Below are 12,697 nucleotides of genomic sequence, written 5' to 3' on the forward strand. Positions count from 1 at the left end.
ATGCATATCCCTCACTCCCTCCAGCGCCTGACCCTTGCCCTTGCCGTTGCCTTCGGGCTGGCCGCCTGCGAAACCGCACCCAAGCCGGTGGAGCCCGAGCCAGCACCGCCCGTGGTGCAGGCGCCTGTCGAGCCCGTCAAGCCCGTGGACCCGGTGGTGATCAAGGAGCAGGAGCTGGTCGAGGCCATCCAGCTCTACGTGGATGGCCGCTACGAGGATGCCATCACGGCCCTGACGCCCCTGTCCACCGCGCAGGAGCTGCCGATGAGCAGCCAGGTCAAGGCGCTCAAGTACATCGCCTTCAGCCACTGCGTGGAAGGCCGCCGCAAGCCCTGCCGGCAGCACTTCGACATGGCCCTGGCCCTGGACCCCACCTTCCAGCTGACCGAGGCCGAAAAGGGCCATCCCACCTGGGGCCGGGAATTCAACAATGCCCGGGCCGCGCTGCGCAACAAGCGCCCGGCGCCCGCGCGCAAGGCCTCCTGAGGCCTGCCGAGGCCCCCGACGCTTCCTGAAAACTGCCTAGCCTAAGACTCCATGGACAAAATCGAACTCAGGGTCGTGGACCACGATGGCGTTGCGGTCGACCGCCACTGGCATGCCGTATTCGGCATGGCAGGCGGCACGATCGGACGCAGTGGCCAGAACAAGCTCATCATCTCGGATCCGGACGCTTCCGTGGCGCGCGTGCACGCCATGGTCAGGCTCGATTCCGAGGGAGCCTTTGTTGCGAACCTGAGCGAGCGTGATCCCATCTGGGTGGCAGACCAGCCCGTGCGCTCGGGCCAGGAAGTGGCCCTGACACTGGGCGCGCGCATCCGCATCGGCGCCTACACCCTGGCCGCCGTGGCGCCGGGCACCCCTTTCGAGGCACCGGCCTCGCCCGGTGCAGCCGTGCCGGCGCCTGCCAGCGCAGCATTTGCAGCGGCTGTGACGCCCTCAGCACCTTCTGCGCCCTCAGCACCCTCAACGCCATCGGTTCCCTCGCCGGTCACGGCAATCCCGCAGCCACCGATGCAGCAGCCCCTCGCAGTTGACAGCCCGCTGCAGCCGCAAGCAACGGGGCCGGCAGAAGCTGCGCCACTGGCAGACGTTCTGCCTCCAGCCGCCGCCGGCATCGCCGATCCCTGGGAAGGCCTGACGGCGCTGAGCCTGGATGACATCCAGACCCCGCCTGCGCCTTCTGCCGAGAGTGCAATCCCCCCCGAGCAAGCGGCCATGGCGATGCCGCAGCCGGCCAGGCCGCAGCATCGCCCGCTGCTGATTCCCAATGATTTCGACCCCTTTGCACCGCCGCCCGAGCAGGCTCGGCAGCAGGAAGAAGGCTGGGCCGGCCTGCCCTCGCACGGCAAGGGCGAGCTGATTCAGCAGCGCCATGACGGCATGGTCCAAACGCTTCCCCTCAAGGGCCTGAGCACCGAGGCACTGCATGACGCCTCCCATACCGGCCTGCCTTCGTGCTTCGAGGCATCGCAAAAGCTCGATCCGCTCGCGCTGTTCGACCAGGGCGGCCTGCCCGCCGACGCAGCGCCGCTGCAACAGGCATCGGGCCGGGGCTCCGAGCTGGGCCAGGCCTTCAACCTGCCGCGCATGCAGCCGCCTGCGCAGCCTGCTGCACAGGGTGCAGCGGCGCCGGCCCAGCCGGCCGGCCTGGAGCAGTCATTGGCGCCTGCGGCGCAGACACAACAACCTGTACAGGTTCAGGCCGCACCAACTGCCGTACCAGTTGCCGTACCAGCTCCCTTACCTGCCGCTGCACCAGTTGTTGCACCGATGGCCACGGCCCCCGCTGCCGCGACGGCCCCCGAAATCCCCGCCGAGCCCGTCGTGCTCGACGGACTGCTGCCCACCAACGGGCTGGACCTGGACATCTTCCAGTCCGGCGCAGGCCAAGCTGCGCCAGCCATCGTTTCTGCCGCAAGCGCTGCCGCCGCTCCCGCCAACACCAGCTCCAGCTCCAGCGCCCACTTCAACGCAGCCTCCAGCATCCTCGGCCAGGGCGCCGCCGCCATTCCCGTCGGCACCCTGCCCTGCACCGCCGCGCCTGTCGATGCTCCGGTGCAGCCCCAGCCGGCCGCCAACGCCGCCAGCGCCGCCCACGCCGACCTGCAGGCCCTGGCCACGGCCTTCATGGAAGGCGCGGGCCTGAACCCGGCCAAGACCCATTTCGAGGTCACGCCCGAATTCATGCGCACCTTCGGCGAAGCCCTGCGCATTGCCGTGCAGGGCACCATCGACCTGCTGGCGGCGCGCTCCGAGATCAAGCGCGAGTTCCGTGCCGGCGTCACCATCATTGCCACGGGCGCCAACAATCCGCTCAAGTTCCTGCCCAATTCCGAGGGCGTGCTCATGCAGATGGTCCACCAGACCTTCCCGGGCTTCATGAAGCCGCTGCCCGCCATGCAGGACGCCTTCCAGGATCTGCACGTGCACCAGCTGGCCCTGATGGCCGGCATCCGCGCCGCCTATGCCGAGGCCCTGACCCGGTTCGATCCGACCGAGCTGGAGCGCCGCACCGAAACCAACCCCGGCCTGCTGGACAAGCTGCTGACCAATGGCCGCAAGGCTGCGCTGTGGGACGACTACAAGCACAACTTCGACGTGCTGCGCCGCCATGCCGAGGACGATCTGATGGCCTTCTCGGGCCGCACCTTCGTCGAGGCCTACGAAAACGCCGAGCAGTCCGTGAAAGGCCAGCCGTGATCGCCTACCTCGACGGAGACGGCCACCGCTACAGCATCCAGGTGGCCAGCGCATCCCACAGCGGCAGGCGTTCCAGCAACGAAGACGCCATGGGCCTGATGGACCTGGGCGCCGGCGGCCTGTGCTGCACCCTGGCCGATGGGGCTGGCGGGCACGGGCATGGCGAACTTGCCGCCCAGCTCACGGTCCAGGCCGTGCTGGAGGGCTTCCGGGAGAACCCGCTGTTCGCCCCTGCCAGCCTGGCCTCCCTGATTTCCCAGGCGGAGCACCGCGTCAGCGGCCAGCAGTCCACCTCGGCCTCGCGCATGCACATGAGCGCCACCGTGGTGGTGCTGTGCATCGACCCCGGGCAGGGCCGCGCCCTGTGGGCGCACTGGGGCGACTCGCGCCTGTACTGGTTCCGCGCGGGCCGCATGCACCTGCGCACCGAAGACCACAGCCTGGTGCAGCAGCTGCTGCACGCCGGCCTGTACGAAGAGAACGACCCGCGCCGCCTGCCCAACCGCAACGTCCTGGCCGGCGCCATCGGTGCCGAAGGCCAGGTGCCGCCCAGCATCCGCTCCGCCGCCGTGGCCCTGGAGCCCGGCGATGTCTTTTTGCTGTGCTCGGACGGCCTTTGGGAGGGCATGCACGAGTCGGAAATGGAGCAGCTGCTGGCCGCGAGCCAGCGCCCCGACGAATGGATACAGCGCATGGTCGGCCGCGTCGTATCCAGCGGCAATCCGCACCAGGACAACCTCAGCGCGCTGACGGTGTGGATCTGCCCGCGTGACACCAATGACTGATATCGAGACAGGAGAAGCCATGTGGAAATCGCATGCACCGCATGTACCGCAAGCGCGCCGTCAGGCGCTGCAAACGCTGGGCGCCTTGGGCCTGGGCACGGCAATGGCGACCGGCCTGGCCGGCTGCGGCTCCCTCAATCCCCTGAGCCGCGCGCCTGAAGTGGCGCCCACGGCCGTGCCCGCCGCCGTGTTCGAGGTGGTGGCCGACATGGACATCAACCCCGACCGCGAAGGCATCCCCAAGCCCGTGCTGCTGCGCATCTACGAGCTGCGCGCCTCCGCCGCCTTCGACCGCGCCGGCTTCTTCGACCTGCAGGACAAGGACGACGGCCAGCTGGGCAGCGACTTCGTGCGGCGCGAGGAATTCCTGATCGCGCCCGGCCAGCGCCAGGTGATTGAGCGCAAGGGCAACCCCGATGTGCGCGCCTTCGGCCTGTTCGCCGCCTACCGCGATCTGGAGCGCAGCACCTGGCGCGCCTCGGCCGCCGCGCCCAACTCCGTGGAGCTGCGCAGGCGCTGGTGGGGCATGGGCTCCACCGAAAAGCTGCAGCCCGTGCGCTACCAGGTGCACCTGACCCGCGAGGAGGTCACCGTGCGCATCCAACCCGCATCCCAATAAACGCACATCTATCCACCATGGTCTGGCAACGCAAAGTCATCTGGGCCGAAGGCATGTTCCTTCGGCCCCAGCACTTCCAGCAGCAGGAGCGCTTCCTGTTCCGGCAACTGCAGTCGCGCAGCCTGCCGGGACAGCCCTTTTTCTGGGGCTTCTCGGAACTGGAGCTGGACACCGATCTGCTGCGCCTGGGCAAGCTGGGCATACGCTCGGCACACGGCGTGCTGCCCGACGGCACGCCGTTCCAGCTGCCGGGCGACGACGAGGCGCCCACCCCGCTGGACATCGGCAAGGACCTCAAGGACGTGGTGGTGCACCTGGCCCTGCCGCTGCGCCGCCTGTCGGGCAGCGAGGTCACCTTTGGCGAAGGCACGCAAAGCCCCGCGCGCTATCTCAGTGACGTGACCGAAGTGGCGGACAGCAACGACGTCGGCGCCCAGCCCGCCGAGGTGCAGCTGGGCCGGCTGCGCCTGAGCCTGCGCCCCGCCCACGAGCTGACCGAAGGCTGGGTCAGCCTGCCCGTGGCCCATGTGGTCGAGCGCCAGGCCAGCGGAGGCGTGCTGCTGGAGCCCGGCTTCATTCCCACCGTGGTCAACAACGGGCCCAGCTCGGTGCTCAACACCTTCTGCAAGGAAATCCACGGCCTGCTGCGCCAGCGCGGCGAGGTTCTGGCCCAGCGCATGATCCAGCCCGAGCGCGGCGGCATCGGCGAGGTCGGCGACTTCCTGCTGCTGCAGCTCATCAACCACTGGACGGGCGCCGCCCAGCACTGGGTGCGCACCGGCAGCATCCATCCCGAGCGCCTGTTCGAGGAACTGCTGCGTCTGGCCGCCGAGCTGACCACCTTCGACCACGAGCGCCGCCGCCCCGAGGTGCTGCCCGCCTACGACCACGACGACCTGCGGCGCAGCTTTCCGCCACTGATGCTGGAGCTGCGGCGCAGCCTGTCCTCGGTGCTGGAGCAAAACGCCATCCAGATCCCGCTGCACGACCGCCAGTACGGCGTGCGCGTGGCGCTGATCCCGTCCACCGAGCTGCTGACCACCTGCGACTTCGTGCTGGCCGCCCATGCCCAGACCACGCCGGAATTCCTGCGCACCCACTTCCCCACCCAGACCAAGCTGGGCCCGGTGGAGCGCATACGCGACCTGGTGAACCTGCACCTGCCCGGCGTCACGCTGCGGCCGCTGCCCATCGCCCCGCGCGAGATCCCCTACCACGCGGGCTACAACTATTTCGAGGTGGACACCACGCACGACCTGTGGAACCAGCTGCAAAGCTCCGGCGGCCTTGCCATGCACGTCTCCGGTGAATTCCCCGACCTGCAGCTGGAGTTCTGGGCCATCCGCCGCTGACGGCGCGACGCATCTTCCGACATGAACAGTTCCAACATCAGCCACCAAATGCCCTGGGGGAGAGACGGCGACGCGGGCCGAGCCGAAGGCGCAGCCAGCGGCGCAACCGCGCCTGCCGGCCAGGAGCCGCTGCGCTCCAACCTGCCCGACGTGGTCAGCGGCGGCAACCCGCTGGTGGCCGCCGCCAACCAGCTGCTGAACCTCATCCCCCAGATCCGCGCCATGGTCACCAACGAAGACCCGCGCGCGCTGCAGCAGCTGCTGCTCGAACACATACGCGAGTTCGAGCAGCGTGCCGGCGCCAGCGGCGTGCCCATGGAAACCATCATCGGCGCACGCTACTGCATCTGCACCGTGCTCGACGAAACCGCCGCCCAGACGCCCTGGGGAAGCGCAGGTATCTGGCCTCACTACAGCCTGCTCGTGGCCCTGCACAACGAAACCTGGGGCGGCGAGAAGTTCTTCCAGCTGCTGGCCCGGCTGGTGCAGACGCCGCACCAGCACATCGACCTCATCGAGCTGCTGTACTACTGCGTGATGCTGGGCTTCGAAGGCCGCTACCGCGTGATCGACAACGGCCGCGCCCAGCTGGAGACGCTCAAGGCGCGCCTGCTGCAGCTCATCGAATCGACGCGCGGCGACCGCAGCAGCCTGCTGTCCGTGCACTGGCGCGGCGTGCAGCGCCTGGCCTCGCCGCCCTGGGCCATGGTGCCGCTGTGGGTGGCGGCAGCCATCACGCTGCTGCTGGCGTTCTTCATCTACCTGTGGTTCAGCTACCGGCTGTCCAACAGCTCGGATGATCTGTTCGCCACCATCAACGAGATCCGGTTCCCGCGCACCTCGGCGGCTGCCACCGTGGCCACCATCAAGCCGCGGCTGCGCCAGTTCCTGGAGCCCGAAATCCGCGAAGGCCTGGTCAGCGTGCGCGACGAAGCCGACCGCAGCACCGTCATCCTGCGCGGCGACGGCCTGTTCGACCCGGCTGCCACCGTCGTCAAGCCCCGCTACGTGCAGGTCATCCACCGCGTGGCCGCGGCGCTGGACGAAGTGCCGGGCAAGGTCATCGTTAATGGCTACACCGACAACCTGCCCATCCGCACGGCACGCTTCCCCTCCAACTGGAACCTGTCGCAGGAGCGCGCCCAGGCCGTGTCCCAGATGCTGGGCGGCTCGCTGCGCGACCGCCAGCGCCTGCATGCCGAGGGCCGTGCCGACAGCGACCCCGTCGCCCCCAACAACACGGCCGAAGGCCGGGCGCTGAACCGGCGGGTGGAAATCGTCCTGCTGGTCGCGCCCCAGCAGCGTGACCAGCAACTGCAGGCCCTGCCTGCCGCACCCGAGACCAGGAACTGACCCCCATGATCCGTCGCATCGCCTCATGGCTGTTCAACCGCTACATGCTGGAGCTTCTGGGCCTGGTGGCCCTGAGCCTGCTCATCTGGTTCGTCGGCCCCCTCGTCTTCATCCAGCCCTACCAGCCACTGGGCAGCCCCACCGTGCGCTGGTGGTTGATCGCCGGCCTGTTCATCCTCTGGTTCCTGCGCCTGCTGCTGAAATGGTGGCGCGCACAGCGCATGAACGAGCACCTCATGACCGGCCTGTCCCGCCTGACCTCGCCGCGCGAGGCGGACGGCACGCCCGCTGCCGGCTCCGAGGAAGTGGCCGAGCTGGAGTCCCGCTTCAAGGAAGCCCTGGACACGCTGAGCAAGACCCGCTTCGGCCAGACCGAAGGCGGCCTGTTCGGGCGCTGGAACAAGCGCTACATCTACCAGCTGCCCTGGTACCTGATCATCGGCTCGCCGGGTTCGGGCAAGACCACGGCCCTGATCAACTCGGGGCTGGACTTCCCGCTGGCGGCCCAGTTCGGCAAGCGCGCCATCCCCGGCATGGGCGGCACGCGCAACTGCGACTGGTGGTTCACCGACCAGGCCGTGCTGCTGGACACGGCCGGCCGCTACACCACCCAGGAAAGCGATGCGGAGCAGGACAAGGCTGCCTGGAAGGGCTTCATGCAGCTGCTCAGGCGCTTTCGCGGACGCCAGCCGGTCAACGGCGTCATCGTCACGCTCAGCGTGCAGGAGCTGCTCAGCAGCAGCGATACCGAGCGTGCCCAGCTGGCCCAGCTGATCGGCCTGCGCCTGAGCGAGCTGTGCGAGGAGCTGACCATCCGCTTCCCCGTCTACGTGCTGGTCACCAAGAGCGACCTGCTGGCGGGCTTCAACGAGTTCTTCGGCGCCATGAGCCGCGAGGAGCGCGCCCAGGTCTGGGGCTTCACCTATCCCTATGACGAAAAAACCCAACGCTCGCCCGCCAGCGACCCGCAGGCCGCCAGCGCCCTGTACATGGAGGAGTTCGACGCACTGGTCGCCCAGATCAACCGCCTGCTGCCCCAGCGGCTGATGACCGAGCCCGACCTTGCGCGCCGCAGCCTGCTCTACGCACTGCCCCAGCAGTTTGCCGGCCTCAAGGACGTGGTGCGCGACACGCTGGATGCGGCGTTCTCCGCCTCGCGCTTCAAGGAAAAGCCGCTGCTGCGCGGCGTTTACTTCACCAGCGGCACGCAGGAGGGCATGCCCTTCGACCGCGTGATGTCGGCCCTGTCGCGCCGCTTTGCGCTGCGTGGCCGCCTTCCGGCCGATGCCGTGCCGCAGCAGGGCCGCAGCTACTTCCTGGAGTCGCTGTTCAAGGACGTGATGTTCAACGAGTCCGGCCTGACCGGGCGCAACGCCAAGAAAGAGCGCCAACTGCGCCTGATGCAGGCCGCCGGCCTGTGCGCCCTGCTGCTGGCCCTGGGCGGCGCGGCCCTGGCCTGGACGCTGAGCTACGAGAACAACCAGCGCTACCTGAACGAAGTGGCCGACAACGCCGGCACGCTGCGCCAGGCCGTGGAGGAATCCAAGGCCACCGATCCCGACAACGTGGTCGCCCTGGTGCCCATGCTCAACCACGCGGCGCGCGTGGCGCAGAGCAGCCGCTTCGAGGAATCGGCCCCGCTGGGCTGGCGCTGGGGCCTGCTGCAGGTGCCCAAGGTGCAGACGGCCGCCCACGCCACCTACCTGCGCCTGCTGGAAGACGCCTGGCTGCCGCGCCTGAGCAGCCATGTCGCGCGCTCGCTGCGCCAGGTCAGCACCGGCAGCCCCGAGGCCAGCTACGAAACGCTCAAGGCCTATCTCATGCTCTACGAGCCCGACCACTTCGACGCCACCTTCGTCAAGGCCTGGCTGCGCAGCGATTGGGAAAACACCCTGCCCCAGCATCTGGTGCAGGCCGGCCTGGTGGACCAGCTGTCCGAGCACCTGGACCGCCTCATCGACGGCCGCGTGGTGGTTTCTGCCCAACCCATTGACGCCAACCTGGTCGCCGAAGTGCGCCAGCGCCTGGCCCAGATGTCGCCCGCCCAGCGCGCCTACAGCCGCCTCAAGCAGCTGCTGAACACCGGCGACAAGCTGCCGCCCGACTTCAGCGTGGTGCGTGCCAGCGGGCCCGAGGCGCCCCAGGTCTTTGCGCGTGCCAGCGGCAAGCCGCTCACCCAGGGCATCAGCGGCCTGTTCACCTATGACGGCTACCACGGCCTCTTCCTGCACGAGCTGCCCAAGGTCACCACCTTGCTGGCCAAGGAGGAAACCTGGGTGCTGGGCCAGGCCGAAGGCCGGCGCAGCGTGGCCCAGGAAGTGCTGACGGGCCAGCTGGCCAACGAGGTCAAGCGCCTGTACCTGATGGAGTACGCGCGCCTGTGGGAAACCTTCCTGGCCGACATCCGCCCCATACGCACGGCCTCGCTGGAGCAGGCCGGCGAGCAGGCCCGCCTGTACTCGTCCGCCAACTCCAGCCTGGAGCAGTTCATCCGCGCCGTGGCCCGCGAGACCACGCTGGCCCGCCGCCCGGACCAGCAGGAAGGCGGCAGCTCGGGCAGCACCAGCAGCTGGCTGGGCGAGAAACTGCAGCGCATCCGCGAGGAACAGCACCAGCTCAGCCGCCTGACCGGCAAGCCGCTGAACGTGGGCGGCATGCTGGCCACCGGCACGCTGGAGGCCGACATCGTGGACTTCCGCTTCCGCGAATACCGGCGCCTTGCCACCAGCAACGGCTCGGGCCCGGCGCCCATCACCGCCAGCCTGCAGGTGCTCAACGAGGCGGCGGCCGTCATCGCCTCAGCGCGCCAGCAGGTGATCCAGGGCGGCGGCGTGCCTCCCTCGCTGAGCGGCACGTTGGAGAAGGTGCGCTCGGAAGCCAAGCGCGTGCCGCCTCCGCTCAACAGCATGTACGAGGCCCTGGCCACGTCCACCTCGTCCTTCGTGGGAAGCAGCGTGCGCAGCACGCTGGGCGGCAACCTCAACGCCACCATCGGCGACTTCTGCCGCCGTGCCATCCTGGGCCGCTACCCCTTCACGCGCAGCGCCACGCGCGACGTGACCACGGACGACTTCGCCCGCCTGTTCGCCACCGGCGGCACCATGGACGAGTTCTTCCGCACCCAGCTGCAGACCATGGTGGATATCTCCACCGTGCCCTGGACCTTCAAGCAGGGTGTGGACGGGACGCCGGTGGGGGGCTCTGCCTCGCTGGCCGCCTTCCAGCGCGCGGCCTCCATCCGCGACGTGTTCTTCCGCGCAGGCGGCAACACGCCCGGCATCCGGCTGGAGATCAAGCCGCTGGACATGGACGCCTCCATCTCCCAGATGGTGCTGGACGTGGACGGCGAAATCGTGCGCTACCAGCACGGCCCGCAAATCCCCAAGGCCGTCTCCTGGCCCGGCACGCGCGGCACCGGCCAGGCCCGGCTGCAGATCACGGCCGCCGGCGCCCAGAACACCGGCATCGTGACCGAAGGCCCCTGGGCGCTGCACCGCCTGTTCGACCGTGCCCAGATCCTGCCGGGCAACTCGCCCGAGCGTTTCACGGCCATCTTCACCATCGACGGACGCAAGCTGCGCATGGAAGTCACCACCAGCAGCGTTCTCAACCCATTCCGGCTCAAGGCCATGGAGGAATTCGAATGTCCGGACCGGCTGTGAACGCCATGACTGTCCAGCGGCCCTGCGCCGCCTGGTGGGGCAAGCTGCCCAGCCAGGGCGATTTCGTGGGCCGACGCATGCCCCACGCACTGACCATGCGCTGGGACGAATGGCTGCGCAACGGCATGGACCAGTTGCGCAGCGATGCGGCCGACGGCTGGTCCACGCGCTTCGTGCACTCGCCGCTGTGGTTCTTCCTGTGCCCTGCCTCCATCCTGGGCCAGTCCATGGTGGGCGTGATCGGCCCCAGCTCCGACCGCATCGGCCGGCTCTTTCCGCTGGCCATCATGGCCACGGTGGACGGCAGCTCCGGCATACCGGCGTCGGACCAGGACATCGAACGCTTTCTGAGCGGCGCACGCGATGCGCTCATCGACGCGCGGCGCCTGCCTCTGTCGGCCCAGCAGCTCGACGAGCGGCTGGCCACCCTGCAATGGCCGTTCCAGCAGGAGCGCAGCGCGCCGGACAGCACCTCCATCCACAGCCTGCTGGCCGACCTCGACATGGGCGCCTCGCAGGGCAACGCCGCGCGCCTGCCCCGCATGGACTGGCGCGCCTGCATGCGCCCCGGTTCCACCACCTCCGTCTGGTGGATCTCGGCCACGCCGCGCCACGCCCCTGACGAAGTGGTCCAGCACGAAGTGCTGCACCGCCGCCTGTTCACCCGGCTGTTCAAGGGCGCCTGAACCCGCACAGAGCGCACGGCCCCTGCACACCAAACCCCAAGCCACATCGAATCCCGCCCATGGCCAATATCCAGGACCTGCTGACCGAGACATCCGCCGAGCCCCCCTGCGGCCCGGACCTCACCTATGACAACGACTTCCAGTCCATGGAAAGCGCTGCGCAGGGCAAGGTCGAACAGCAGTTCGGCGACACCGTCATCCCCGCCGAACCACCGGACTGGCGCGACGTGGAGCGCCAGGCCTCGGCCCTGATGCAGCGCACCAAGGACCTGCGCGTGGCCGTGCTGCTGTGCCGTGCCTGGACCATCCTGCACGGCCTGCCCGGCACGCTGCAGGGCCTGCAGCTGTGCGCCGCCCTGCTGGAGCGCCACTGGGAGCATGTCCACCCCCTGCCCGAGGACGGCGACGACTACTTCATGCGCATGAACGCCCTGGGCACCCTGTCGGACGTGACGGGCTTTGTGCGCGACCTGCGCAACGCCGACTTCCTGCGCGGAGCCCTGGGCCAGATCAGCGTGCGCGACGCCGAACTGATGGCCAGGGGCAACGTGCCCGAGGACCTGCCGCACCTGACCGCCGACGAATTGCGCATGGCCTCGGCCCGCACGCATGCCGAGGGCCACGAGACCCTGCTGGCCGTCACCCCCGCGCTGCAGGAACTCGACCGGATCCGCGCCTGCTGCGAACAGCACCTGCCCAGCCACCAGCAGCCCGAGCTCGACGGCCTGCGCCAGCTGCTGCTGGCCCTCGGTCAATGGCTGCCCCAGTCCACAGGCGACGCCGACACGGCCGCTGAAACCGATCCGGCCGCACAGGCCGGCACCGGGGACGGCCTGGCATCCCAGCCCGCGCCCGGCACCCCCCACACCCCGGCACGCAACCGCGAACAGGCGATTGCCCAGTTGCTGGAAATCGCCGCCTTCGTGGAGCGCACCGAGCCCTCCAACCCCGCCCCCCTGCTCATCCGCCGCGCCGCCCGCTTCATGCGCATGGGCTTCATGGACATCCTGCGCGAACTGTCGCCCGACAGCCTGGCCCAGGTGGAAGTGATCACGGGCGCCCACCTGCAGGAGCAGCAGACATGAAGGCCAAATGCTGTTTCATGGCCCTGGGCGTGGGTCTCTCGACGCCAGCCTTCGCAGATGCCGGTGCACTGCATGCAAACGCCATCGAGCGCATCACGATCCGCGGCGGCACCGCCAAAAGCGAAGACCCCCGCATCCATTGCGACTCACTGCGCATTGACGAAAAGCGTGTGCGCTATTTCCTGCGCCACGCCAGGCCCAGCAGCCAGTTCAATTACGCGCGTGCCTATGAAACCGGTAGTTGCAGCGCCAGTGCCGTCGTGCGCTTCAAGGGTGGCCGCGAATTCCGGCTGGCCATCGATGACGGCACCGGCTGGGGAACCACAGAGAGCAAACGCTCTGTGTCCTACCTCTATTGCGAAGCCTGCACTGATCTGCTGGAGCCGGACTTCGACTTCAAGGAGCCAGCGTCCCCATGACATCTGCGCCTTTCCACGGCTTTGACCGTTTCC

At 68.8% G+C, this 12,697-nt stretch carries 10 protein-coding genes; all 10 read left to right on the forward strand.

Features of this window, described 5'->3' with window-relative positions; all coding sequences use genetic code 11:
• From ACF8ML_RS28380 to ACF8ML_RS28425, 10 genes are read left to right on the forward strand one after another with little or no spacing between them, the layout of a single operon-like run.
• On the forward strand, positions 1 to 486 hold the full coding sequence (locus ACF8ML_RS28380; RefSeq protein WP_223275220.1) for a TssQ family T6SS-associated lipoprotein: 486 nt from the start codon (positions 1 to 3) through the stop codon (positions 484 to 486).
• 51 nt (positions 487 to 537) lie between these two features.
• Positions 538 to 2,703 carry a type VI secretion system-associated FHA domain protein TagH gene (gene tagH / locus ACF8ML_RS28385; protein ID WP_047328076.1) on the forward strand — a complete coding sequence of 722 codons (2,166 nt, stop codon included), beginning with the start codon at positions 538 to 540 and terminating at the stop codon, positions 2,701 to 2,703.
• The gene (locus tag ACF8ML_RS28390; RefSeq protein ID WP_046240040.1) at positions 2,700 to 3,488 is read left to right on the forward strand and encodes a PP2C family serine/threonine-protein phosphatase; all 789 of its coding nucleotides are present in this window, start codon (positions 2,700 to 2,702) and stop codon (positions 3,486 to 3,488) included. The genes tagH and ACF8ML_RS28390 overlap by 4 nt, the downstream gene beginning before the upstream one ends.
• A gap of 19 nt (positions 3,489 to 3,507) precedes the next feature.
• Entirely contained in the window at positions 3,508 to 4,107 is a 600-nt protein-coding gene (gene tssJ / locus ACF8ML_RS28395) for a type VI secretion system lipoprotein TssJ (RefSeq protein ID WP_016446983.1), read from the forward strand.
• A 17-nt stretch (positions 4,108 to 4,124) separates the two neighbouring features.
• The gene (gene tssK / locus ACF8ML_RS28400; protein WP_047328075.1) at positions 4,125 to 5,459 is read left to right on the forward strand and encodes a type VI secretion system baseplate subunit TssK; all 1,335 of its coding nucleotides are present in this window, start codon (positions 4,125 to 4,127) and stop codon (positions 5,457 to 5,459) included.
• A 21-nt stretch (positions 5,460 to 5,480) separates the two neighbouring features.
• Positions 5,481 to 6,812 (forward strand): DotU family type VI secretion system protein, encoded by a 1,332-nt coding sequence (locus ACF8ML_RS28405; RefSeq protein WP_392408580.1) that lies wholly within the window; start codon positions 5,481 to 5,483, stop codon positions 6,810 to 6,812.
• A gap of 5 nt (positions 6,813 to 6,817) precedes the next feature.
• Positions 6,818 to 10,474: a type VI secretion system membrane subunit TssM gene (tssM, locus tag ACF8ML_RS28410; protein ID WP_017405328.1), complete on the forward strand. Its 3,657-nt coding sequence runs from the start codon at positions 6,818 to 6,820 to the stop codon at positions 10,472 to 10,474.
• Entirely contained in the window at positions 10,456 to 11,160 is a 705-nt protein-coding gene (gene tagF / locus ACF8ML_RS28415) for a type VI secretion system-associated protein TagF (RefSeq protein ID WP_016453379.1), read from the forward strand. The genes tssM and tagF overlap by 19 nt, the downstream gene beginning before the upstream one ends.
• A gap of 59 nt (positions 11,161 to 11,219) precedes the next feature.
• Positions 11,220 to 12,245, forward strand: coding sequence for a type VI secretion system protein TssA (tssA, locus tag ACF8ML_RS28420; RefSeq protein ID WP_392408581.1), 1,026 nt, complete (start codon positions 11,220 to 11,222; stop codon positions 12,243 to 12,245).
• Positions 12,242 to 12,664, forward strand: a complete 423-nt coding sequence (locus ACF8ML_RS28425; protein ID WP_392408582.1) for a hypothetical protein — start codon at positions 12,242 to 12,244, stop codon at positions 12,662 to 12,664. The genes tssA and ACF8ML_RS28425 overlap by 4 nt, the downstream gene beginning before the upstream one ends.
• Positions 12,665 to 12,697 lie beyond the last annotated feature (33 nt).

The organism is Delftia sp. WSY_10, assembly GCF_043104705.1.
Taxonomy (GTDB): Bacteria; Pseudomonadota; Gammaproteobacteria; order Burkholderiales; family Burkholderiaceae_C; genus Comamonas; species Comamonas tsuruhatensis.

Coding starts and splice junctions, on each gene's coding strand:
- ACF8ML_RS28380 (WP_223275220.1), top strand. CDS start 1: ATGCATATCCCTCACTCCCTCCAGCGCCTGACCCTTGCCCTTGCCGTT.
- tagH (WP_047328076.1), top strand. CDS start 538: ATGGACAAAATCGAACTCAGGGTCGTGGACCACGATGGCGTTGCGGTC.
- tssK (WP_047328075.1), top strand. CDS start 4,125: ATGGTCTGGCAACGCAAAGTCATCTGGGCCGAAGGCATGTTCCTTCGG.
- ACF8ML_RS28405 (WP_392408580.1), top strand. CDS start 5,481: ATGAACAGTTCCAACATCAGCCACCAAATGCCCTGGGGGAGAGACGGC.
- tagF (WP_016453379.1), top strand. CDS start 10,456: ATGTCCGGACCGGCTGTGAACGCCATGACTGTCCAGCGGCCCTGCGCC.
- tssJ (WP_016446983.1), top strand. CDS start 3,508: ATGTGGAAATCGCATGCACCGCATGTACCGCAAGCGCGCCGTCAGGCG.
- ACF8ML_RS28425 (WP_392408582.1), top strand. CDS start 12,242: ATGAAGGCCAAATGCTGTTTCATGGCCCTGGGCGTGGGTCTCTCGACG.
- tssM (WP_017405328.1), top strand. CDS start 6,818: ATGATCCGTCGCATCGCCTCATGGCTGTTCAACCGCTACATGCTGGAG.
- tssA (WP_392408581.1), top strand. CDS start 11,220: ATGGCCAATATCCAGGACCTGCTGACCGAGACATCCGCCGAGCCCCCC.